Source organism: Allomesorhizobium aridi, assembly GCF_043769475.1.
Classification (GTDB): domain Bacteria; phylum Pseudomonadota; class Alphaproteobacteria; order Rhizobiales; family Rhizobiaceae; genus Allomesorhizobium.
In genome coordinates this window covers 5,821,900-5,844,679 of record NZ_CP171729.1, presented here as the reverse complement: position 1 = coordinate 5,844,679, position 22,780 = coordinate 5,821,900, and the positions used below count along the sequence as shown (strand labels likewise).

Here is a 22,780-nt window from a genome sequence, read left to right as displayed (position 1 = left end):
GTCAGGCTCCCATCCGTCCCGGGTTGAGAATTCCCCTCGGATCGAACTCGCTCTTCAGCCGCGCCGAGAGTGCTGCAAGCGCGGCCGGCTGCGGTTCGAAGACGGGGAGCGACGCGCGATGCGGGGGGCTGGCGCGGGCAAGCGTGGCATGGCCGCCGCCGAATTTTTTTCACCAGCCGGCGCAGCATTTCGGCTTCCGGATCGGCTTCCATGCGCAGCCAGACGAGGCCGCCCTGCCAGTCGTAGAAGGCTTCGGCGGGCGTTTGCATGCGCAGCGCCAGCGTCATTTTATGGGCCTGCGACGGCGCCATCGAAACGCGCCAGACCGGGCGGTCGCTGCCGTCGGCGAAGGGCGTGCAATCGCGGATTTCGCGCCAGAGTACCTTTGAGGCTTCGCCGGAAATCTCGTCAATCGGGCCGGCGGCTTTGAGGAGATCTTTCACGCCGGCAGCGCGGTAAGCGACGGACGGACCAAAACCTTCGATGCGCAGCAGCGTCGCCGGATCGCCGCCGATCGCGCCGCCGGATACGCGGCCGGCGATGCCTTCCGGCAGGTGTGCGGCGCTGGAGATTTCGGCGCTGGAGCCGACCGCGAGCGCCATCGCCGCGGCGGCATTCTCGTCGAGCAGGCCGCGGATGGCGAGCGTCGTTTCGGTCTCGGCAGCGGGCAGCACCTTGAAAATGACGTCAGTGAGCACGGCCAGCGTGCCCCATGAACCCGCCATAAGTTTCGAGAGGTCGTAGCCGGTGACGTTTTTCACCACGCGGCCGCCAGATTTAAACGCCTCGCCGCGTCCGGATACGGCGTTGATGCCGAGGATGTGGTCGCGCGCCGCGCCCGCCTTGAGGCGGCGCGGGCCGGAGAGGTTCGCGGCCAGCACGCCGCCTATGGTCCCCCTGCCCGGCTGACCGCCATGCAGCGGGCCATAATCCATCGGCTCGAAAGCGAATTGCTGGCCGTTTTCGGCAAGCAGCTTTTCGATCTCGGCAAGCGGCGTGCCGGCGCGGGCCGACAGGACAAGTTCGGCTGGCTCGTAGAGGGTGACGCCGGACAGGTTCGACAGGTCGAGCGTGTGCTCGGTCTGCAGCGGGCGGCCGATGCCGCGCTTGGAGCCATGGCCGAGGATTTCGAGGGGGGATTCCTGCGCCAACGCCCACTGGACGGCGGAGAGTGTGTCGGCTGATGTGGTGGGGGTGAAGGTAGTCACGGGCGCCCACCATTGGTTGCTCGGCTTTTGATGGAATTGCCAAGCACCCCCTCTCCGTCTCGGGCTTCGCCCGAGCCACCTCTCCCCCGCTTCGCAGGGGCGAGGAATCGGTCCTCACCGAAGTCGCGACCTTCAAGAACTCGGGTTCCTCGCCCCTGCGAAGCGGGGGAGAGGTGCCGAGCGAAGCGAGGCGGAGAGGGGGCGATCATCGGACGCCGCCCTTGACCTTCTCGCTCGGTTTCGCAAGAACGAACCTAATATCCGAAGCGGCGGTGTCTTCGCTCAGTCGCCCACCGAGTGCGGCAAGGATGGTTTCGCAAACGCTCACCGGGTTGTTCAGCATGTCGGCGCTCCAGAAGCGGATCACCGAATAACCCTCGCCGCGCATGAAGTCGTCACGCCGTCTGTCGTAGGAGCAGTCGGCATGCTGACTGCCGTCCAGTTCAACGACCAGCTTGGCGCTGCGACACGCAAAGTCGGCGAAATAAGGCCCCATTGGCATCTGGCGCACGAACTTGTGCCCGCCCAGCTTTTTGACTTTCAGTTCGTTCCAAAGAGCTGCCTCCGCCGGATTGTCGCCTCGGCGGAGCTCGCGGGCGCGCGCTATCTTCTCAGGCGAGCGACGGCTTGGCTGATCGGCAGCCCCCCTCTCCGTCTCGGGCTTTGCCCGAGCCACCTCTCCCCCCGCTCTGCGGGGGCGAGGAACCCTTACCCTGAGACGCCATCCTCAAAACCTCGGAATATCGGGGAATGGCATTTTCCCGCCAGAAATATGCATCCGCCCCAGTTCGGCGCAGCGGCGAAGCTGCGGAAACACCTTGCCGGGGTTGAGCAGGTGGTTGGGGTCGAAGGCGCATTTGACGCGCATTTGCTGGTCGAGGTCGATCTCGTTGAACATTTCGGGCATCAGGTCGCGCTTTTCGACACCGACGCCGTGTTCGCCGGTGAGCACGCCGCCAACCGCGACGCAGAGCCGCAAAATGTCGGCGCCGAAATTTTCCGCCTTTTCGAGTTCGCCCGGCACATTGGCGTCGTAGAGGATGAGCGGATGGAGATTGCCGTCGCCGGCATGGAAGACATTGGCGACGCGCAGGCCGTATTGCTCGGACAGTTCGCGCATGCCTGCGAGCACGCGCGGCAGTTCCTTGCGCGGAATGGTGCCGTCCATGCAGTAATAATCCGGCGAGATGCGGCCGACCGCCGGGAAGGCCGCCTTGCGGCCGGCCCAGAAGGTCAGCCGCTCCTGTTCCGACTGAGAAATCCGGCAGGTGGTGGCGCCGTCCTTGCCGGCGATCGCCTCGACACGGCCGATCAGATGGTCGACTTCCACGCCCGGCCCGTCGAGTTCGACGATCAGCAGCGCCTCGCACTCCAGGGGATAGCCGGCCTGGACGAAATCCTCAGCGGCGTGGATTGCGGGGCGATCCATCATCTCCATACCGCCGGGGATGATTCCGGCGCCGATGATGTCGGCGACGCATTGGCCGGCCTGCTCGCTGGTCGGGAAGCCGAGCAGCAGGGCTCGCGCGGTTTCCGGCTTCTTCAGGATGCGCACGGTGACCTCGGTGACCACACCCAACAGCCCTTCGGAACCGGTCATGACGCCGAGGAGGTCGTAGCCTTCCGAATCCAGATGCTTGCCGCCGAGGCGGACGATCTCGCCGTTCATCAGCACCATTTCGATGCCGAGCACATTGTTGGCGGTCAGGCCGTATTTCAGGCAGTGCACGCCGCCGGAATTTTCCGCGACATTGCCGCCGATCGAGCAGGCGATCTGGGAGGATGGATCGGGGGCGTAATAAAAGCCCTCCTGCTCGACGGCGTTGGTGATGCCGAGATTGGTGACGCCGGGCTGGGCGACAACGGCGCGATTGGGATAGTCAACCTCGAGGATGCGGTTGAAGCGGCTCATGACCAAGAGCACCGCGTCTTCCAGCGGCAGCGCACCACCCGATAGCGACGTACCAGCGCCGCGCGGCACGACGCGGATATTTCTATCGTCACAATATTTCAGGATTCTGGCGACTTGCGCGGTCGTTTCCGGCAGGACCACGACCAGCGGGAGCTGGCGGTAGGCGGTCAGCCCGTCGCTTTCGAATACGCGCATCTCATTGGCAGCTTCGACCACGCCCTCGCCGGGCACGATGATCCGCATATCGGCGACGATCTCGTCGCGCCGGCGCATCGTGGCTTCGTCGGGTTTCGGCATGGCCAAACCGGACATCGCTCTCCCCAAGATTCGGCTCAACTGGTAAAAAGGATTTACCAGTGTTTTTCGCATGGCGCAAATCCCGGGCAAATGCCGCTGGCTGATTTCGGCTCACCTCAGCGGATGTTCAAAAAGTCGCGTCATACGACAGGCTTTAGCCATGAGTTGCGAAAACCATTTGCAAAGGAGCAATTCCCTCGCGCATTGGCGACACGACTGCAAAACACTGCTACTTCCGGGTTGATGCCTATGCTTCCTCACCTTGCCCGATTTGCCGTCGTTGCGTTAACCCTTTACGGCGGGACCGCAGAGGTGCAGGCGCTCTCGATCTCGCAGATGAGCACGTTAGAGCTTATGGTGGAGGATCTGTCGTCGCCGGACGGGATGCGCCTCATGGGTCCGGTCGGAGCCTATCTCCAGAACCTCCAGAAGGCAGGTCACCGCTGCGAACTCAGCACATACGAATATGGCGGGCTGATCGACTGTCAGACCCGTGCAGAAAAGAGAGTGCTGATCGATCTGGTTGCCGAGCCGACGCATGGCCCTGAATTTGCTCGCGCTACCGTTCGGCCGGACGGCGTAAATAGCAAGGAACTCGCAAGCTCCAAAGTCGCTCCATTTCTGGAGTCACTCATCGCTGGGCCGAGCGCCCCTGGAGCCGGCGCCCCCTAGGATGCCAGCTTTGGCATGGTGCGGCAGCTTACTCGCCCGCAGGTCTTCCCGGCTCGGAATGCTTGCGCCGCACTCGGCGAACCAGCCACCAGACGACGACCACCGCGATCGGCACGGAACCGGCGGTGACCAGTTCCGGGGCGACCGCGTGGCCGAAAACGCTGGCGCCCTTGGCGAGATAGCCGATTAGCCCTACGACATAGTAGGACACCGCCGCGACCGACAGGCCCTCGACGGTCTGCTGCAGACGAAGCTGCAGACGGGCGCGGTTGTTCATCGAGGCGAGCAGGTCGCGGTTCTGCTTTTCGACCTCGACATCGACCCACGTGCGCAGAAGCTGGGTCGCGCGGGTGAGTTTTTCCGACAGATTGGCCTGGCGCTCCTCGACCGACCGGCAGGTGCGCATAGCCGGCGCGACACGGCGCTGGAGGAAGCCGATCCAGGTGTCGTAACCGGGAACGACCTCTTCGCCGAGAGCCTCCAGCCGCGCCTGAACGATCCCGTCATAGGCGCGGCTTGCGCCGAAACGGTAGAGGCTGGAGGCGGCGTCGGCTTCCAGTTCGGCCGCGAGCCCGGTCAGTTCCACCAGAAGAGCCTGGCTGTTGCGCTTTTCTGCGTCCTTCATCTCGCTGGTTATCTCGGCCAGGCGGTCCTCGATGCGGCGCACGCGCGCCGACAGCGATTGCGCCAGCGGCAGGCCGAGCATGGCCAGCGTGCGATAGGTCTCGATGTCCATCAGACGCTGCGACAGAGCACCGGTGCGCGCCGGGGTCAGGCCTCGATCGAGGATCAGCATCCGGGTCAGCCCGTCGCCGTCCTGGCGGAAATCGGTGATGACGGCTGCCTTGCCGTTCTCGACCAGCGAATAGCAGAGGCTCGCCGGGTCGAAGCCGCCGATCAGCCGCTCACTGGCTTGGGTCCATTTGCGGATCTCCAGGCGAATGCCGGAAATGACCGTGCCGGGCGGGCTGAAGCCGTTTCCGAACGGGGACTCCTTCGGCAGCCCGCCGTCGCGGCTACCGAGCGGGCCTTCCCACAAATACGTCGAGAATTCGGTATGGCGCTCCCAGCGCAGGCTGCCCTGCCCCCATTTCATGGCGTGGTGGCGGGCATGCCGGTCGGGCGCCGCAATGCCGAGGCGGCGCGACAATTCGGCAAGAACCGCATGGTCGACTGCCGAGCCACCCTCGGTCATGAAAGAAAGCTGGACGAGCACGCGCGGGTTTTCGACCAGCGGATGCGGCCTCGCATGCACCTCGCCGAGCGCGCCGGGCCGCCCCTGATGCGCCGGGAAACCCAGCACGGTTCCGGTCGCGAGCGGGATATCCTCCACGGCGGCCGTTTCGGGCTGCGGCGCGTTCCGGTCGGACCGGGTCCGCTTGCGGTGTTCTTCCCCTGCGATCGTCATTGACTCCGGCCGTCGTGCTTCGATGCGAATGGCGTCCTGAAAGAGTCCTACGCCATTGTCCAGTGCATTCGTCGCCTACCCGTCCCGCAAAGCTGCCCGGCAAAGTGGATAAATAAATTGACCGGTTGAATGCATTGCCCTTATTGTCGGCGGCGAAAAACAGGCTCCCGGAACAGGTCCTTGAGCGAAATCTTCTCCAGGATAGAACATTCGCGCACGGCCGACGAGGTCGTGCAGCAGATCGAGAGCATGATTCTCGAAGGCGTGCTGCGCGCGGCCGACCGGCTGCCCGGCGAGCGCGAGCTGGCACGGCAGTTCGACGTGTCGCGGCCGATCCTGCGCGACGCGCTGAAGGCGCTGGAGGCGCACGGGCTGATCGTGACGCGGCCGGGCGGCGGCACCTACGTCGCCGACGTGATCGGCCAGGTGTTTACCGCGCCGGTGATGGACCTGATCGCCACGCATCGCAAGGCCGCGGCCGACTATCTCGAATACCGCCGCGAAATCGAGGGCGTGGCCGCCGAATACGCCGCGCGGCGGGCGACAGTCGATGACCTGGCGCTGCTTGCGCAGATCGTGACGCGCATGGAGGCGGCGCATGAACGTGGTGATTTCGAGCAGGAAGCCACTGTCGACGTCGAATTCCACAACGCCATCGGCGAGTGCGCCCACAACATCATCCTGCTGCACACGCTGCGCTCCTGCTACCGGTTGTTGTCGGACGGCGTGTTCCACAACCGGCTTCTGGTGTTCGGCCTGCCCGGCGCGCGCGAGCAGTTGCTTGCGCAGCACCGGGCAATCCACGCGGCTGTCGCCGGCGGCGACCCGGCCGGCGCGCGCAAGGCGGCGATGGACCACATCACTTATGTCGAGCAGGCGATGATCGAGGTCGAACGCACCGGCGACTGGCAGCGCGTCTCGCGGCTCAGGCTCAGGCAGCGGTCAGAGGCACGACAATGAAACCGATATTCAGCCAGGGAAGCCATTGACCCAGCCAATCGAGAAAAAACCCCGCGTCGGCTTGTTCGTGACCTGCCTGGTCGACCTGTTCCGGCCGACGGTCGGCTTCGCCGCCATCAAGCTGATCGAGGATGCCGGCTGCACCGTCGACGTGCCGCGCGCGCAAACCTGCTGCGGCCAGCCGGCCTACAATTCGGGCGACCGCGCCGACACCCGCGCCATCGCCGAAAATACCATCGAGGCCTTCGAGGATTTCGACTATGTCGTCGCGCCTTCGGGCTCCTGCGCGGGCATGCTGAAGAAGCATTATCCCGGCCTGTTCAAGGGCGACGCCAAGTGGGAAGCGCGGGCGCAGGCATTTTCCGCCAAGGTGCACGAGTTGGTGAGCTTCCTCGTCGATGTGCGCGGCATGCGGGGCGTCGATGCCCGCCTCGAGGCGGCGGTGACTTATCACGATTCCTGCTCGGGCCTGCGCGAACTCGACATCAAGCAGCAGCCGCGCGCGTTGCTCGCCTCGGTTGCCGGCGTGAAGCTGGTCGAGATGCAGGACCCGGATGTCTGCTGCGGCTTCGGCGGCACCTTCTGCGTCAAATATCCCGATATCTCCAACTCGATCGTCGAGACGAAAACCAAGAGCATCGCCGCCTCGGGCGCCTCGACACTGCTTGCCGGCGATCTCGGCTGCCTGATGAACATGGCGGGCAAGCTGAAGCGCGAAGGCTCCAAGGTCGAGGTGCGGCACGTGGCGGAAGTGCTGGCCGGGATGACGCAAACGCCGCCGATCGGGGGGAGGTAGGGATGAACAGTCACCTGGCTTCATCCGAGTTCACTAGAGACCCCCTCTCCGCCTCGCTTCGCTCGGCACCGCTCCCCCATTCCATGGGGGCGAGGAACCCAAGCTTGCAGAACGCGGTTCCTCGCCCCCGCGAAGCGGGGGAGAGGTGCCGAGCGAAGCGAGGCGGAGAGGGGGCGCTTTCAACAAGACAAAAACGTGCCGAGGTGTCTATCTAATGCAAATCACCTCGCCCACCTTCAAGCAGAATTCGGCCGGTGCGCTGGCCGACGTGCAATTGCAGAAAGCGCTCGGCAATGTGCGCTCCGGCTTCATCGACAAGCGCCGCAAGGCAGTCGAGGCGCTGCCCGAATTCGAGGCCTTGCGCGAACAGGCGCGCGCCATCAAGGACCACGCGCTCGAAAATCTCGATCTCTACCTCGAGGCCTATGAGGCCAAGGTGAAGGCGTCCGGCGGCCACGTTCATTGGGCCGAGACCGCCGAGGACGCGCGCAACATCATCCTGGACATCTGCCGCTCGGCCGGCGCACGGACGGTAACCAAGGGCAAGTCGATGATCACCGAGGAGATCGCGCTCAACGATTTCCTCGCCGAGAACGGCATCCGCCCGGTCGAGACAGACCTCGGCGAATACATCATCCAGTTGCGCGGCGAGCATCCGAGCCACATTATCGCGCCGGCCGTGCATTTGAACAAGGAGCAGGTCGAGGCGGATTTCCGCCGCGTGCACGACCACCTGCCTCCCGGCCGAGACCTGTCGGAACCCGAAACGCTGCTCAACGAGGCGCGCAAGGTGCTGCGCTCGGCCTATTTCGACGCCGATGTCGGCATCACCGGCGCCAATTTCCTGGTGGCGGAGACCGGCACGTCGATCATCGTCACCAATGAGGGCAACGGCGACCTGACGCAGATCCTGCCCAAGGTCCATGTCGTGGTGGCGTCGCTCGAAAAGATCGTGCCGACGCTGGAGGACGCCGCGCAGATTTTGCGGGTGCTGGCGCGGTCGGCGACCGGCCAGGAGATGAGCGTCTATACGACCATGTCGACCGGCCCACGCCGGCCCGCCGATCCGGACGGGCCGGAGGAATACCATGTCGTGCTCCTCGACAATGGCCGCTCGGCGATGCTCGGCACGGAGTTCCAGGACATGCTGCGCTGCATACGCTGCGGCGCCTGCATGAACCACTGCCCCGTCTATCACGCGGTCGGCGGCCACGCCTATGGCTGGGTCTATCCCGGCCCGATGGGCGCGGTGCTGACGCCGTCGCTGATCGGCGTCGACAAGGCTGGGCACCTGCCCAACGCCTCGACCTTCTGCGGGCGCTGCGAAAGCGTGTGCCCGATGAAAATCCCGCTGCCGAAGATGATGCGGCACTGGCGCGAGCGCGAATTCGAGCGCGGGCTGAACCCCGCCACCCAGCGCGCCGGGCTTAAGCTGTGGGCGTTCCTGGCAAAGCGGCCTTCGCTCTACCGCTTCGCCACATCCATTGCGATCCCGATGCTGTCGCTGCTCGACCGCGGCAAGGGCCGGTTCGGCTATCTGCCGCTCGCCGGGGGTTGGACAAAGCATCGCGACCTGCCCGCACCCGAACCGCGCACCTTCATGCAGCAATTGGGCAGCCGCAACACCGTGGCGAAAGAGGCTGCGCGATGAGTTCTCGGGAAGCGATCCTGAACAAGGTGCGGCAGTCGCTTGGCCAGCCGGCCAGCGATACCCTGCGGCAGAAGGCGGTTGCCGGCAGGCTGAAGAAAGCGCCGCAAGGCGTCATTCCCGCGCGGGGACAACTCGCGCCGGCGGCCCGCGTCGAGCTGTTCTGCGACATGGCCGAAAAGCTGTTCGCCACGGTCCAGCGCATTGCGAAACACGATCAGGTGCCGGCGGCGGTGGCGGAATATCTGCGCGGCAAGAACCTGCCCGCTTCCATTCGCATGGGCGGCGACCCCAGGCTGGCGGCGATGCCGTGGCGCAAGCAGCGCGCGCTGGAGGTCAAGCAAGGAGCCTCGGACGGCGACGACGCGGCCGGCGTAAGCCACGCAGCGGGCGGCATCGCCGAAACCGGCACGGTGGTCCTGCTTTCGGGCGCCGGCAATCCGACGACGATCAATTTCCTCCCCGAGCATCATATTGTCGTCATCGACGCCGCCGATATCGACGGCGACCTCGAAACGGCGATCGCCAAGGTCCGCAAGACGTTCGGAAAGGGGAAGATGCCGCGCACGCTGAACCTCATCTCGGGGCCTTCGCGCTCGGGCGACATCGAGCAGAAGCTGATCCTCGGCGCGCACGGTCCCCGGGCGCTGCACATCCTCGTCGTGGGTGGCTGATCGTTGCGAGACGGAGGCACACACTTTCTCGATGCGCGCGGGCCAGACGGCATACGCATCTACGCCATGGGCGACGTGCACGGGCGCATCGACCTCCTGAAGCTCATGCACGAGCGGATCGGGGCGGAGATCGCCCGCGACCAGCCGGACGACTGGCGCATCGTCCATCTCGGCGATTATGTGGACCGTGGTCCCAATTCGAAGGCAGTGCTGGACTTCCTGGTTGCGGCCCATCAGCGCGACGAGCGCATCATTTCGCTCGCCGGCAACCACGATGTCGGCTTCCTCGAATTCCTGGACAACCCCGACCCGGCGACGCTGTTCGCGCGCTTCGGCGGCGCGGAGACGGCGCGGTCCTACGGCGTGACGCTGGACTGCAGTGACGCCGCCGCGTTGCGCGAGAGCCATGCGGCGCTGATGGACGCGGTCGACGAAAGCCATGTCGCCTTCCTGCGGGCGCGGCTGTTCAGCGTGGCGATGGGCGATTTCTTCTTCTGCCATGCCGGCATCCGCCCCGAGGTCGCGCTCGACAAGCAAGCGGCCGAGGATCTCATCTGGATACGCGCGGATTTTCTCGACTATCGCGGCCTGCATCCGAAGATCATCGTGCACGGCCACACGCCGTTCGCCGAGCCCGAAATCCTGCCGAACCGCGTCAATGTCGACACGCTGGCCTATCGGTCCGGCGTGCTGACGGCGCTGGTTGTGGACGGGGCCGAGAAGCGGATGCTCTCGGTCCGGGCGTGATCATTCATTAGCCGCATGATCCTGCCCGAAAAGCCTGCAACTTTTCGCTGCGCGGACCTTCGGTTCGGGATCAAGCTTAATAGCGGGAGGCTGTGACGCCGTAGCCGTCGATGACGGCATCGTTCGCGGAGGCGCCCGCCGAATAGATGCCAAATCCGCACAGCACGATGGCCGACATCATGGCGAACGACAAAAGTGCTGCTTTCACGGGGGTCATCTCGGTTGGGCTTCGGTATGTCTGCACGGTCAGGGTTACTTTTCGGTTTCCGCCGCGCCGGGCATTGTCGGCTTCGAGGGGAAAGCGGCCGCCTTCTAGGCGTTCGCCGGGCAGCCCGCCAGCCGTCCGGAGGGACATCCACACGAGATTTCGACGGCGGTGCATTTTTGTCACTGGATGCAGGGGGCGAGAGGAGCGCTCCAGCGTTGACGCCCCTCTCCCCGTCCTTCACGGGAGAGGGTAAGGGTGAGGGGCAATGCGCCGCCTAAATCGCGGCCACCCAGGCGCGGGCAAGCGCGAGGCCGGCGGCATCCGCTTCCGGGCCGTGCCGCTCGGCCTCCGCGTCGAAGCGTGCCGGCCAATCGGGCTGGCGCTCGGCAAGATAGCCTGCGAAGGCCGTGTTCCAGTGGCGGACCAGCGGCCGGTCGGCCTCGAAATGGAACTGGAAGCCATAGGCCGCGCGGCCGATGCGGAAGGCCTGGTTTGCTGCGGCCGCGTTGGAGGCGAGGCGGACGGCGTTGGGCGGCAGCGTGAAGGTGTCGTCGTGCCACTGGAAGATCGGAAACTCCTGCGGCAACGCGCCCAGCACGGCGTCGCCCACCGCCTCCCCGGTCTGCGAGACGCGGTGCCAGCCGAATTCGGGCGCCGCCCCGATCAGGTTCTCGGCCCCATAGGCGCGGGCGAGCAACTGGCTACCGAGGCAGATGCCGAGCACCGCCCGGTCGCGGCTTCCGAAGTCGCGGATCAGCGCAAGCAGCGCCGGGATGTAGGGATATTCCTCATCGGCGAGCGCATTCTGCCCGCCGCCCAGCACGACGATCGCATCGTGTCCGCCCGCATCGGGCGGCAGCGCATCGCCGAGATGGGCGTTGCGGATGTCCAGTTCCGCGGCTGCCTCCTCGAGCACCGTTCCGACCTGGCCAAGCCCGGTATTGTCGAAATTCTGGACGACGAGAACGCGCACCGAAATCCTTCCGAATGACAAAAGCGTCGCGACCGATATCATAGCTTGCGAACGCCAGAAAGGGAGGCCGGCTGTGCCGCTGCAAAACCGCGTCGACCCGTTCGGCGAAATCCACGCCGTCGCCGCGCGCGGCATGTTTACAGGCAATCGGGGCGTCATCCACGACCCGGCAACGCGGACGCTCTTGCAACGGCGCTGGAGCACGAAAGCCTGGCTCATCTGCGTGTGCGAGTTCCGCGGCCGCAGGCGCGAGGTGATGGGCCGCAACGCGCCCTCGGGCAATGCCGGCTGGACCGAACTGTTCTTCCTCGACGAGGTGACGGCGCTGGCCGCCGGCCACCGCCCCTGCTTCTATTGCCGGCGCGAGCGGGCCAAAGCCTTCGCCGGCCACTATGGCGACGCGTTTCGGATAGCCGCACCCAAGGCCGGCGAGATCGACGCCAGGCTGCATGGCGAGCGGCTTGCGTCAGGCGGACGCGCGAAGCCGGTCGACGCCGAGACACTGTGCACCCTCCCCGACGGCTCCGTCGTCGCGTCGGGTGGCCAGGCCTTCGCGCTGGCCGGGAGATCCGCCCTGCCCTGGAGCTTTTCCGGCTACGGGCAGGCGCTCGACCGCACCGAACTGGAAAGTCGCGCGCCGTTGCTGGTCACGCCGCTGGCGACGGTCGCGGTTCTCCGTTCCGGCTACAGCCCGGTATGGCATGGCAAGGCCGGCGGATAGCCATTCTTCACCATGGACCGAGTGCAGGAAAAATCGCCTTTGAGGAAGCCACTGCCGGCTATAGTGTAAGGTGTGAACCCCACGTGCGGGGCCGGAGGTAAATTTGAAATACAACCTTCCATCCGCGGTTGCCGTCGGGTTCGCCGCTTTTCTGGCAACCAGCCCCGCAATGTCGGCCGACTGCGGCAGCATGGCCTATGCCGGCATAGACTGGCAGGATTGCTCCAAGAAGGCGCTCATCATCCGGGGGAGCGATCTGAGCCGCGCCAATTTGGTCGAAACCGATTTTACCTCGACCGACCTCAGAAACTCCAAATTCGACGACGCCAACCTGGAAGGCGCGACGCTGGTGCGCTCCTCGCTCGCCGGCTCCAGCGCCAAGGGCGCGAACTTCTCCAAGGTCGAGGGCTACCGCACCGATTTCAGCGGTATGGATGCGCAAGGCGCGGCGTTCACCAATGCGGAGCTGCAGCGCGTCGACTTCACCGGGGCCAACCTCGCCGGCACGAGCTTCGAGAAGGCGGAGCTCGGCCGCGCCAATTTCGAAGGCGCGGACCTGACCGGCAGCCGCTTCACGCTCGCCAATCTGACGCGGGCCGATTTGAGCAACGCGAAGTTCACCGGGCCGCTCGATTTCGCCAACGCCTTCTTCTACCTGACCCGGCTCGCCGGCCTCGACCTCAGCGCCGCCACCGGCCTGACGCAGTACCAACTTGATATGGCCTGCGGCGACGCCGACACCAAGCTGCCGGCCGGATTGACCACGCCGGCGAGTTGGCCTTGCCAGCTGGATTGATATCGCCCATCGCTTGACCGGCAGCGCGCTCTGCCGCATCAGTCGCCGATGCGCGCGAATTACAAGATGCAGCGGCTGTTCGTGCCGCAGGAGCTGGCCGAAAACGCCATCGTAGAGGCGAGCCCGGAGCAGAGCCACTATCTCAACCATGTGCTGCGCCTGCCCGAGGGGGCGGAACTGCTGCTTTTCAACGGCCGCGACGGCGAGTGGCTGGCGCGGATCGAGGCGAAGGCCAAGAAATCCGTCCGGCTGCGGACGGTGGAGCGCACAAGACCGCAGCCGCCGCTTCCCGATCTCGTCTATTGTTTCGCGCCACTAAAGCAGGGCCGGCTCGACTATCTGGTGCAGAAGGCCGTGGAGATGGGCGCCGGCGTGATGCAGCCGGTCATCACCCAGCACACGCAGATCGCCAGGCCCGGCATCGAGCGGCTCCGGGCCAATGCCGTGGAGGCGGCCGAACAATGCGGCATACTCGCGGTGCCAGAGGTACGCGAGGCGCAGAAATTCGACCGGATGCTCGCCGGCTGGGAAAGCGACCGCCGGCTTATTTTCTGCGACGAGGATGCCGCCACCAACAATCCGCTGCCGGCGCTGCAGGGTATTTCCGAACACAAGCTCGGGCTGATCGTCGGCCCTGAAGGCGGCTTTTCGGATGCCGAGCGACACCAGCTTCGCGCCCTGCCCTTCGTCACCGCCATTCCGCTCGGACCGCGCATTCTGCGCGCCGACACTGCTGCGGTAGCGGCGCTCGCCGTAATCCAGGCAACGATCGGCGACTGGTGACGGCGCGTTCGTCGAAATCTCGTTCGCCCGCACCTTGTGCTGGCGACAACTCCAGACTCCACAGGTTCCATCATGTCTCGCGACGCGCTGAAAACACTTTTCCATCCATTCGAAGCCGAAGCGCTTGCCGCGCCGGGTCAGCGCGTTCTGTTCCTCGGCGCAGAACCCGGCTTCCGGCTTCCCGAAGGGTTCACGGCCGATCTCTCGCTCGTGCAGGGATTTCGGCCCTGGTTCCGGGCACTGGCGGCCCGCTATAAAATCACGCCGCAGCCGGAGGGAGAAAATTTCGACGCCGCGTTGGTCCTGTGCGGCCGCCATCGCGGCGAGAATGAGCTTCGCATCGTCGAGGCGATCGAGCGGAGCAAGGCAGGCGGGCTGATCCTCGTCGCCGGCGGCAAGGAAGACGGCATAGCGAGTTTGCGCAAGCGGGTGGAGGGGCTGGTGGAACTGGAAGGCCACATGCCGAAGCATCACGGCATCGCCTTCTGGTTCCGACGTCCCGCGGAGATTTCGGAGCCGGTTGCGGCTTTGCGGGGCGGCAATGGCGAGACATCGATCGACGGCCGCTTCGTCGCGGCTCCCGGCATGTTTTCGTCGGATCGCATCGACGCCGGCTCAAAACTTCTGGCCGCTCACCTGCCGGACAAGATTTCCGGCGTGGTCGCGGATTTCTGCGCCGGCTGGGGTTTTCTTGCCGCGGAACTTGCCAACCGCTATCCGAAAATCTCGACGCTCGACCTCTACGAGGCCGATTTCGCCTCGCTGGAGGCTGCAAAGCGCAATGTAGCGGCCACCGGCGCGCTGGAACCGCGCTTCTTCTGGCACGATTTGCTGACCGAAGAAGTTGCGTATCGCTACGACTTCATCGTCATGAACCCGCCCTTCCATCAGAAGCGGGAGGCGGAGCCGGACATGGGTCAGCGGATGATCCGCACGGCCGGCGCCGCCCTGAAACCCGGCGGACGGCTGCTGATGGTCGCGAACCGCCAGCTTCCCTACGAGAAGACGCTCGCGGAGGCCTTTTCCAGCTATTCCGAGGTCGCACGTGACGGCATGTTCAAGGTTTTGGCAGCGAAGCGCTGAGCGACTATTCCCGCTCTTCGCCCGTGCGTTTCAGCTCTTCCAGCGTCGGCATCGAGACTATGTGATAGCCGGAATCGACATAGTGGATCTCGCCGGTGACGCCGGACGACAGGTCCGACAGCAGATAGAGCGCCGATCCACCCACTTCCTCGATCGTCACCGTGCGGCGCAGCGGCGAATTGCGCTGCTGATAGGAGAACATGTGCCGCGCATCGGCGATGCCGGCGCCGGCAAGCGTGCGAACCGGGCCGGCCGAGATCGCGTTCACGCGGATGCCGCGCGGGCCGTAATCATTGGCGAGATAGCGCACGCTGGCTTCCAGCCCCGCCTTGGCGACGCCCATGACGTTGTAGTTGGGCATGATCCGCACCGACCCCGCATAGGTGAGCGTGATCATCGTGCCGCCTTCCTTCATCAGCGCCGCGGCGTGGCGCGCCACTTCGGTGAAGGAATAGCAGGAGATCACCATGGTGCGGATGAAGTTCTCGCGGCTGGTGTCGGCGTAGAGGCCTTTGAGCTCGTTCTTGTCGGAAAAGCCGATAGCATGGACAATGAAGTCCATGCCGCCCCATTCCTTGCCAAGCGTCTCGAACACAGAGCTGACGGAGGCGCTGTCCTCTACGTCGCAGGGCAGCGCCAGCGATGCGCCGACCTTGTCGGCCAGCGGCTTGACACGGCGGCCGAAGGCTTCGCCCTGATAGGTGAAGGCGAGTTCGGCGCCCTGCTCGGCCAGTTTCTTCGCGATACCCCAGGCGATGGAGTGATCGTTCGCGACCCCCATGATCAGGCCGCGCTTGCCCTTCATCAATCCATCCATCGGCTTCAACCGTTGTAGCGCTGGAAGACGAGCGTGGCGTTGGTGCCGCCGAAGCCGAACGAGTTCGACAGCACGGTATCGATCTTCGCATTGTCGATGCGCTTGCGCACGACCGGCATGCCATCGAATTCCGGATCGAGTTCCTCGATATGGGCGCTTTCGCCAATGAAGCCGCCCTGCATCATCAGGATCGAGTAGATCGATTCCTGCACGCCGGCCGCGCCCAGCGAATGCCCGGTCAGCGATTTGGTCGAGGTGATGTTCGGCATCTTGTCGCCGAAGACTTCGCGGATTGCGCCCATCTCCCTCGAATCGCCGACCGGCGTCGAAGTGCCGTGCGTGTTGATGTAATCGACATCGCCTTTGACGGTGGAGATCGCCTGCTTCATGCAGCGCACCGCGCCTTCGCCGGACGGCGCGACCATGTCGTAGCCGTCGGATGTGGCGCCATAGCCGACGATCTCGGCGTAGATTTTAGCGCCGCGTGCTTTGGCGTGTTCGAGTTCTTCCACCACCAGCACGCCGGCGCCGCCGGCGATGACAAAACCGTCGCGGTTGACGTCATACGCACGGGACGCAACGGAGGGTCTGTCGTTGAACTTCGAGGACATTGCGCCCATCGCGTCGAACAGGTTCGACATCGTCCAGTCGAGATCCTCGTGGCCGCCGGCGAATATGATGTCCTGCTTGCCGAACTGGATCAGTTCGTAGGCGTTGCCGATGCAGTGCGCCGAGGTCGAGCAGGCCGAAGAGATCGAATAGTTGACGCCGTGGATCTTAAACCAGGTCGCGAGCGTCGCCGATGCCGTCGACGACATCGCCTTGGGCACCGCGAACGGCCCGATGCGCTTCGGGCTGTTGTTCTTCTCGGTGATCTCGGCGGCTTCCACGATCGTCTTCGTCGACGGCCCGCCGGAGCCCATGATGATGCCGGTGCGCTCGTTGGTGATGTCGCCTTCCTCAAGTCCCCCGGATGCGATTGCCTGCTGCATAGCGACGTGGTTCCACGCTCCGCCCTTGTGCAGGAAGCGCATGGCGCGCCGGTCGACCAGATCGGTCGGGTCGAGCGTCGGCGCGCCCCACACCTGGCAGCGGAAGCCATGCTCCGCGAAGTCATCGGAAAAGCTGATGCCCGAGCGGGCGTCATGCAGCGAGGCCTGCACCTCGTCGGCATTGTTGCCTATGGACGACACAATCCCAAGGCCTGTCACAACGACACGTCTCATCGGCAACTCCTTCGCGATTTTATCGGGCCGTTCAGGCCGCTGCTGCTTCCTTGAACAGGCCGACCCTGAGGTCCGTGGCCTTGTATATGGTCTCGCCGTCGGCTTTCAGCCAGCCGTCGCCGATGCCAAGCACCAGCCGCCCGCGCATCACGCGCTTGAAATCGACGCCATACTCGACCTTTTTGTTGGCGGGCGTCACCATGCCGGTGAACTTCACCTCGCCGGTCGAGAGCGCACGCCCCTTGCCGGGTTCGCCGAGCCATCCCAGGAAAAAGCCCGAGAGCTGCCACAGCGCATCGAGCCCGAGGCAGCCGGGCATCACCGGATCGCCGATGAAGTGGCAGGGGAAAAACCAGAGGTCGCGGTGGATGTCGAGCTCGGCGCGCACGAAGCCCTTGCCGAATTCGCCGCCCGTCTCGCCGATCTCGGTGATCCGGTTGAACATCAGCATCGGCGGATAGGGAAGCTGCGCGTTTCCGGCCCCGAAGAGTTCGCCGCGGGCGCAGGCAAGCAGTTCCTGATAATCGTAGCTGGATTTCCCAACCGCCATGAATTCCGTCCCCGTCATGTTCCGGGCGCGCTTCGACGCCCTTTGAATGTCACTATCACAGTCTGTTTCGGGTCGGAAACAGACTGTTTCCGACCTAGCCTGCCGGCTTTGCCGGGTCAATCCGCACCTATTGATCGCTTTGTCCCGACAGAATATATGTCAATGGCCTCCGGCGCCGTCCGGGATTGGTTACGAAAGAAGTTTGGCGGGTTGATGGTTCCGAATAGCAAGGATGCTTTGAGCGTCGATCAGCGGGTGCGCCAAGCTGGCCTGCGGCCGACGCGTCAGCGCGTGGCGCTGGCCGATCTGCTGTTCGCCAAGGGCGATCGCCATTTGTCTGCCGAGGAACTGCACGAGGAAGCGCTCGCCGCGGGCGTGCCCGTTTCGCTGGCTACCGTGTACAACGCGCTGCACCAGTTCACCGAGGCCGGCCTGCTGCGCATCCTGGCGGTCGAGGGTTCGAAAACCTATTTCGACACCAACACCTCCGACCATCACCATTTTTACATCGAAGGCGAAAACAAGATTTTCGACATCGATTCCGGCCCGGTCGAGGTACGCAACCTGCCCGAACCGCCCGAAGGCATGGAAATCTGCAACGTCGACATCGTCGTACGGCTCCGCCCAAAGCGTAGCGTCTAAACAGGTCCCTGTGCGGCCTCTTGATCTCCTCGTCAGGCTCGAATGGGCCTTTTTGTCAGCGCTGTGTATTGCCGGCTACGCCCTGTCCGGCGGTTCCTGGCCGCTGTTTTTCCTGCTGATTCTTGCGCCGGACCTCTCCATGCTCGGCAATCTGGCCGGCCCGCGCGTCGGCGCCATCGTTTACAATCTCTTCCACACATTGATCCTGCCGCTATGCCTTCTGGCATTCGGGTTCCTGGCCGAACAGACGCTGGCCATGCACATCGCCACGATCTGGCTCGCCCATATCGCGATCGACCGCGCGCTCGGCTATGGACTGAAGTTTTCCACCGGATTTCGGGACACGCATCTCGGCCGCATCGGCCGAGACGTCAGTCCTTGACCTGCTCGCCGGGATAGGCGCCCCAGACCTGGGTCTGGGCGAGCCAGCCAGTGTGCCCGTCGAAGGTCATCTGGCACCATTCACCGTTGCACTGCTTGATCGTGCCGACCACGCCCGGCTCGATGACGGCGACCGTGTGCGCCTCCCGGTCGGGCTCTTCCAGAAGCATGATCTTCGCTTCCTTGCCGCGCTGCCAGGGGGCGGCGATCGCCGTGCGGCGGCCCGAGAGCAGAGACTGGTTGATCCAGCCTTCCGAGCCGTCCGAATCGCGAACGCGCCGCCAATTGTCGTATTCCTGGATGATCTCCATAGGCAGGCCGGATTTCATGTACAGCCAGTCGACGGGATAGTTCAGGCCGGGGCCGATCCGCGAATTCACGCGGCCCGATTTGAGGCTGACGAAGCGCGGCAGCGGCAGCCCGCTCGCGCCGCGGTTGACCTGCTGGCCGGCGGCGGCCGTTTGCGCGGTTGCCGGCAATGTGTTGGGGCAAATGAACGCCAGACCGAGCAGCGCTGCACTGACGGTCATGCGAAGCGATGCGAAGCGAGACACTCTTGTTTGTTCCTTTGTAACCCGCGCCGTGCCGTCCCCGGTTCAGGCGCCCTTTTTCTTTGTCATCGGCCGAACCGCTTGTTACACAGTTGTCGCGCCGGGACCGGTTTTCAGTTTCGCTCGTCTTGGTTAAAGAGGTCTCAACAGGATCCGGAGTCGAGGCATTAATGACCGGCAAAAAGAAGCCCCTCGTGGTGATCACGCGCAAGCTGCCGGACCCGGTTGAAACGCGCATGCGCGAACTGTTCGACGCGCGCCTCAATGTCGACGACAAGCCGATGAGCCAGCCCGAACTGGTCGCCGCGGTCAAGGAAGCCGACGTGCTGGTGCCGACCATCTCCGACCGCATCGACGCGGCGCTGATCGAACAGGCCGGCCCGCAATTGAAGCTGATCGCCAATTTCGGCAACGGCGTCGACAAGATCGACGTCACGGCTGCCTCGAAGAAGGGCATCACGGTCACCAATACGCCCAACGTGCTCACCGAAGACACGGCCGATATGACGATGGCCTTGATGCTTGCGGTGCCTCGGCGGCTGGCCGAAGGCGCCAACGTGCTCAGGGGCGACGGCAAATGGGCCGGCTGGTCTCCGACCTGGATGCTCGGCCGCCGCATCTGGGGCAAGCGCCTCGGCATCGTCGGCATGGGCCGCATCGGTACCGCGGTCGCCCGCCGCGCCAAGGCATTCGGCCTCTCCATCCACTATCACAACCGCCACCGCGTGCTGCAGAAGGTCGAGGACGAGCTGGAGGCGACCTATTGGGACAGCCTCGACCAGATGCTGGCGCGCATGGACATCATCTCCGTCAATTGCCCGTCGACGCCGGCTACCTTCCATCTGCTTTCGGCTCGGCGGCTGGCGCTGATGCAGCCGTCGAGCTACATCGTAAACACGGCGCGCGGCGAACTGGTCGACGAGGATGCGCTGATCAAGATGCTGCAGGACGGCAAGCTTGCTGGCGCGGCACTCGACGTCTTCGAGCACGAGCCGGCGGTCAATCCGAAGCTTTTGAAGCTGGCGGCCAAGGGCAAGGTCGTGCTCCTGCCGCATATGGGTTCGGCCACCATCGAGGGCCGGATCGACATGGGCGAGAAGGTCATCATCAACATTCGGACCTTCTTCGACGGCCACCGCCCGCCGGACCGGGTGCTGCCACTCAGGGATTGAAGCGACCAAGCCACCGACCTGATCAAATCCTCTTGACAGGATCGTCAGGATTTTTGCTTGATCGGCCGGCATGATTGCGTCCATCAAGCGCGACGCTTGTCAGGAGCGTGCAGGGGAACGGCGAATGGCGCGCGACACAACGGATTTCCGGCCGATCGAGAGCATCGACGAACTGGTCGAGCATCTGGCCGAGGGCAACAAGCCCAAGGACAAGTGGCGCATCGGCACCGAACACGAGAAATTCCCGTTCTATGTCGACGGCAACGCTCCGGTGCCCTATGGCGGCGACAACGGCATCCGCGCGCTGCTTGAAGGCATGCAACGTACGCTGGGCTGGGACCCGATCCTCGACGACGAGCGGGTTATCGGACTGGTCGAGCCGACGGGCCAGGGCGCGATCTCCCTGGAGCCCGGCGGCCAGTTCGAGCTTTCGGGCGCGCCGCTCGAGACCATCCACCAGACCTGCCGCGAGGGCAATGCACATCTGGCGCAGCTGCGCGAGATCGCCGAGCCGCTCGGCATCCGCTTCCTCGGCCTCGGCGGCAGCCCGAAATGGCGGCTTTCCGAAACGCCGAAAATGCCGAAATCGCGCTACGAGATCATGACGCGGTACATGCCCAAGGTCGGCACCAAGGGCCTCGACATGATGTACCGCACCTGCACCATCCAGGTTAATCTCGACTTCGAGAGCGAGGCAGACATGCGCCGCAAGATGCAGGTGTCGCTGAAGCTGCAGCCGCTCGCCACCGCGCTCTTCGCCAACTCGCCCTTCACCGAGGGCCGCCCCAACGGGCTGCAAAGCTGGCGCGGCGAGATCTGGACCGACACCGACAACCAGCGCTCGGGCCTGCTGCCCTTCTGCTTCTCGCCCGATTTCGGCTTTGCCGACTATGTCGAGTGGGCGCTCGACGTGCCGATGTATTTCGTCATCCGCGACGGGCGCTATCACGACATGACCCACATGACCTTCCGCCAGTTCATGAACGGGTCGGCGCACAACCAGGTGCCGGACGGCGTCCCGACGATCGGCGACTGGGCAAACCATCTGTCGACGCTGTTTCCCGATGTGCGGTTGAAACGCTTCCTGGAAATGCGCGGCGCCGATGGCGGGCCGTGGCGGCGCATCTGCGCGCTGCCTGCCTTCTGGGTCGGGCTGCTCTATGACGAGGAGGCGCTCGACGCCGCCGAGCAGTTGACCGCCGATTGGACTTTCGAGGAAGTCCGCGACATGCGCGCCGCTGTCCCGAAAAACGGCATCGCCACGGAGTTCCGCGACACCGATTTGCGCAGCATCGCGCGCGAGGCGCTGAAAATCTCGAGGCTCGGCCTCACGAACCGCGACCGCAAGAACCGCGACGGCTATGACGAGACGGGCTTCCTGTCGACGCTGGACGAAGTGGTGGCGCGCGGCACCACCAGCGCCGAAGAAATGCTCAACGCCTACCACACGCGCTGGGGCGGCTCGATCGAGCCGGTGTTTCTGGAGTATGCGTATTAGGGTTGGCTGATCCGGCGCAGTCACGCCAGCGTCGGAGGCATCCATTCTATGGCGACTCCCCTTCAATCCTGATGGAAAACCCACTACGCTCCTCCGGCGGAAATCTCCGAGGAGGACATCATGCTTCCATTGTACGATATGCTCGCCAATGCCCAGAACGGCCACGGCATGGAGATGCTGGCGCGGCATTTCAACCTGTCGCAGCAGCAGGCCGAACTTGCGGTCGAAGCGCTGCTGCCGGCCTTTTCGCAGGGGCTGAAGCGCAACGCCTCCGACCCGTACGGCGTCGCCGGCTTCCTGAATGCGATGGCGTCGGGCCAGCACGCCAAATATTTCGAGGATGCGCAGAAGGCCTTTGCGCCGCAGGGCGTGGCCGAGGGTAACGGCATCCTCGGCCATTTGTTCGGCTCGAAGGACCTGTCGCGCGCGGTCGCGGCGCAGGCGGCGCAGGCGACCGGCATCGGCCAGGACGTGCTGAAGCAGATGCTGCCGGTCATCGCCTCGATGATCATGGGCGGGCTGTTCAAGCAGTCGACCAACCAAATGCAGGCCGGGGGCATGGGCGGCTCCAATCCGCTCGGCGAACTCATCGAGCAGATGATGAGGCAAGGCGGCGGCATGATGGGCGGCGGCGCACAGCAGCAACAGGCTCCGCAACAGCGCCAGGGTCCGCAACCGGCGAATCCCTTCGACAATCCATTCGGCAAAGTACTGCAGGACATGTTCGGCGGCGGCGCGGCGCAGCAGCCGCAGCGCCGGCCCGAACAGGCCCAGAGCCCCTATGGCGACAATCCGCTCGGCAAGATTTTCGAGGAGATGCTGGGCGGCGGCCAGGCGCGCCCCGCTCCGGAGCCCGAACCGCAGCCGCAGCAAAAGTCGCGGCCACGCGAAAATCCGAGCGGCCGGCCGCGCAATCCCTATGACGATCTGTTCGGCGACATGTTCGAGACCGGCGCCAAGCAACGCGACGACTACCAGAAGAGCGTTGAATCGATTTTCGAGCAGTTCACCAAGGGTATGGACAGGCACCGGTAGCGGCCACTGAAGGTATGGTTTC

Annotated in this window: 24 protein-coding genes and 1 pseudogene; 15 read left to right on the top strand and 10 right to left on the bottom strand. The window is 64.6% G+C overall.

Going from position 1 to position 22,780, the window contains the following annotated elements:
• Position 1: 1 nt before the first annotated feature.
• The 3 genes and pseudogenes from glcE to ACG873_RS30890 form a co-directional block, all read right to left on the bottom strand.
• Positions 2–1,208 (bottom strand): annotated as a pseudogene (gene glcE, locus ACG873_RS30900) (glycolate oxidase subunit GlcE).
• A gap of 205 nt (positions 1,209–1,413) precedes the next feature.
• Positions 1,414–1,884 carry an endonuclease domain-containing protein gene (locus ACG873_RS30895; protein WP_394889728.1) on the bottom strand — a complete coding sequence of 157 codons (471 nt, stop codon included), beginning with the start codon at positions 1,882–1,884 and terminating at the stop codon, positions 1,414–1,416.
• A 51-nt stretch (positions 1,885–1,935) separates the two neighbouring features.
• Positions 1,936–3,432, bottom strand: coding sequence for an FAD-linked oxidase C-terminal domain-containing protein (locus ACG873_RS30890; RefSeq protein WP_394889726.1), 1,497 nt, complete (start codon positions 3,430–3,432; stop codon positions 1,936–1,938).
• 75 nt (positions 3,433–3,507) lie between these two features.
• Between ACG873_RS30890 and ACG873_RS30885 the strand changes: the two genes are divergently transcribed.
• A complete protein-coding gene (locus ACG873_RS30885; protein ID WP_394889725.1) occupies positions 3,508–4,089 on the top strand; it encodes a hypothetical protein in 582 nt (193 codons plus the stop codon).
• A 28-nt stretch (positions 4,090–4,117) separates the two neighbouring features.
• Here ACG873_RS30885 and ACG873_RS30880 read toward each other — a convergent pair whose 3' ends face one another.
• Positions 4,118–5,497 carry a DUF3422 family protein gene (locus ACG873_RS30880; protein ID WP_394889724.1) on the bottom strand — a complete coding sequence of 460 codons (1,380 nt, stop codon included), beginning with the start codon at positions 5,495–5,497 and terminating at the stop codon, positions 4,118–4,120.
• Positions 5,498–5,677: 180 nt separating this feature from the next.
• Here ACG873_RS30880 and ACG873_RS30875 point away from each other — a divergent pair, with 180 nt between their 5' ends.
• The 5 genes from ACG873_RS30875 (at position 5,678) to ACG873_RS30855 (ending at position 10,322) form a co-directional block, all read left to right on the top strand.
• Positions 5,678–6,457, top strand: coding sequence for an FCD domain-containing protein (locus tag ACG873_RS30875; RefSeq protein ID WP_394889722.1), 780 nt, complete (start codon positions 5,678–5,680; stop codon positions 6,455–6,457).
• A gap of 25 nt (positions 6,458–6,482) precedes the next feature.
• Positions 6,483–7,253, top strand: coding sequence for a (Fe-S)-binding protein (locus ACG873_RS30870; RefSeq protein ID WP_394889721.1), 771 nt, complete (start codon positions 6,483–6,485; stop codon positions 7,251–7,253).
• A 214-nt stretch (positions 7,254–7,467) separates the two neighbouring features.
• A complete protein-coding gene (locus ACG873_RS30865; RefSeq protein ID WP_394889720.1) occupies positions 7,468–8,904 on the top strand; it encodes a LutB/LldF family L-lactate oxidation iron-sulfur protein in 1,437 nt (478 codons plus the stop codon).
• On the top strand, positions 8,901–9,575 hold the full coding sequence (locus ACG873_RS30860; protein ID WP_394889718.1) for a LutC/YkgG family protein: 675 nt from the start codon (positions 8,901–8,903) through the stop codon (positions 9,573–9,575). The genes ACG873_RS30865 and ACG873_RS30860 overlap by 4 nt, the downstream gene beginning before the upstream one ends.
• Positions 9,576–9,578: 3 nt before the next feature.
• The gene (locus ACG873_RS30855; protein WP_394889716.1) at positions 9,579–10,322 is read left to right on the top strand and encodes a metallophosphoesterase; all 744 of its coding nucleotides are present in this window, start codon (positions 9,579–9,581) and stop codon (positions 10,320–10,322) included.
• A 76-nt stretch (positions 10,323–10,398) separates the two neighbouring features.
• Here ACG873_RS30855 and ACG873_RS30850 read toward each other — a convergent pair whose 3' ends face one another.
• Positions 10,399–10,677: a hypothetical protein gene (locus ACG873_RS30850; RefSeq protein ID WP_394889715.1), complete on the bottom strand. Its 279-nt coding sequence runs from the start codon at positions 10,675–10,677 to the stop codon at positions 10,399–10,401.
• Positions 10,678–10,804: 127 nt separating this feature from the next.
• A complete protein-coding gene (locus ACG873_RS30845; protein WP_394889714.1) occupies positions 10,805–11,503 on the bottom strand; it encodes a type 1 glutamine amidotransferase in 699 nt (232 codons plus the stop codon).
• Between the two features lie 73 nt (positions 11,504–11,576).
• On the opposite strand from ACG873_RS30845, the gene ACG873_RS30840 reads away from it, so the two are divergent.
• From ACG873_RS30840 to ACG873_RS30825, 4 genes are all read left to right on the top strand, one after another.
• A complete protein-coding gene (locus ACG873_RS30840; protein WP_394889712.1) occupies positions 11,577–12,224 on the top strand; it encodes a hypothetical protein in 648 nt (215 codons plus the stop codon).
• A gap of 169 nt (positions 12,225–12,393) precedes the next feature.
• On the top strand, positions 12,394–13,020 hold the full coding sequence (locus ACG873_RS30835; protein WP_394893779.1) for a pentapeptide repeat-containing protein: 627 nt from the start codon (positions 12,394–12,396) through the stop codon (positions 13,018–13,020).
• Positions 13,021–13,068: 48 nt separating this feature from the next.
• Positions 13,069–13,803 carry a 16S rRNA (uracil(1498)-N(3))-methyltransferase gene (locus ACG873_RS30830; RefSeq protein WP_394889710.1) on the top strand — a complete coding sequence of 245 codons (735 nt, stop codon included), beginning with the start codon at positions 13,069–13,071 and terminating at the stop codon, positions 13,801–13,803.
• 72 nt (positions 13,804–13,875) lie between these two features.
• Entirely contained in the window at positions 13,876–14,886 is a 1,011-nt protein-coding gene (locus ACG873_RS30825) for a class I SAM-dependent methyltransferase (protein ID WP_394889708.1), read from the top strand.
• A 4-nt stretch (positions 14,887–14,890) separates the two neighbouring features.
• On the opposite strand, the gene fabI is transcribed toward ACG873_RS30825, so the two are convergent.
• The 3 genes from fabI to fabA are packed head-to-tail and all read right to left on the bottom strand — an operon-like array spanning position 14,891 to position 17,479.
• A complete protein-coding gene (gene fabI / locus ACG873_RS30820; RefSeq protein WP_394889707.1) occupies positions 14,891–15,703 on the bottom strand; it encodes an enoyl-ACP reductase FabI in 813 nt (270 codons plus the stop codon).
• 5 nt (positions 15,704–15,708) lie between these two features.
• Positions 15,709–16,929 (bottom strand): beta-ketoacyl-ACP synthase I, encoded by a 1,221-nt coding sequence (gene fabB / locus ACG873_RS30815; RefSeq protein ID WP_394889706.1) that lies wholly within the window; start codon positions 16,927–16,929, stop codon positions 15,709–15,711.
• Positions 16,930–16,960: 31 nt separating this feature from the next.
• The gene (gene fabA / locus ACG873_RS30810; protein WP_394893777.1) at positions 16,961–17,479 is read right to left on the bottom strand and encodes a 3-hydroxyacyl-[acyl-carrier-protein] dehydratase FabA; all 519 of its coding nucleotides are present in this window, start codon (positions 17,477–17,479) and stop codon (positions 16,961–16,963) included.
• Positions 17,480–17,692: 213 nt separating this feature from the next.
• Between fabA and irrA the strand changes: the two genes are divergently transcribed.
• Together irrA and ACG873_RS30800 are read left to right on the top strand one after the other, a co-directional pair.
• Entirely contained in the window at positions 17,693–18,121 is a 429-nt protein-coding gene (gene irrA / locus ACG873_RS30805) for an iron response transcriptional regulator IrrA (RefSeq protein ID WP_394889704.1), read from the top strand.
• A gap of 52 nt (positions 18,122–18,173) precedes the next feature.
• Positions 18,174–18,503, top strand: a complete 330-nt coding sequence (locus tag ACG873_RS30800; protein ID WP_394889702.1) for a DUF4260 domain-containing protein — start codon at positions 18,174–18,176, stop codon at positions 18,501–18,503.
• Here the strand turns inward: ACG873_RS30800 and ACG873_RS30795 are convergent.
• Positions 18,493–19,032 (bottom strand): SH3 domain-containing protein, encoded by a 540-nt coding sequence (locus ACG873_RS30795; protein ID WP_394889700.1) that lies wholly within the window; start codon positions 19,030–19,032, stop codon positions 18,493–18,495. The genes ACG873_RS30800 and ACG873_RS30795 overlap by 11 nt on opposite strands.
• 191 nt (positions 19,033–19,223) lie before the next feature.
• Here ACG873_RS30795 and ACG873_RS30790 point away from each other — a divergent pair, with 191 nt between their 5' ends.
• From ACG873_RS30790 to ACG873_RS30780, 3 genes are all read left to right on the top strand, one after another.
• The gene (locus tag ACG873_RS30790) at positions 19,224–20,225 is read left to right on the top strand and encodes a 2-hydroxyacid dehydrogenase (RefSeq protein ID WP_394889698.1); all 1,002 of its coding nucleotides are present in this window, start codon (positions 19,224–19,226) and stop codon (positions 20,223–20,225) included.
• Between the two features lie 124 nt (positions 20,226–20,349).
• Positions 20,350–21,723, top strand: coding sequence for a glutamate--cysteine ligase (locus tag ACG873_RS30785; RefSeq protein ID WP_394889696.1), 1,374 nt, complete (start codon positions 20,350–20,352; stop codon positions 21,721–21,723).
• Between the two features lie 120 nt (positions 21,724–21,843).
• Positions 21,844–22,758 (top strand): DUF937 domain-containing protein, encoded by a 915-nt coding sequence (locus tag ACG873_RS30780; protein ID WP_394889695.1) that lies wholly within the window; start codon positions 21,844–21,846, stop codon positions 22,756–22,758.
• The last annotated feature ends 22 nt before the right edge of the window (positions 22,759–22,780 follow it).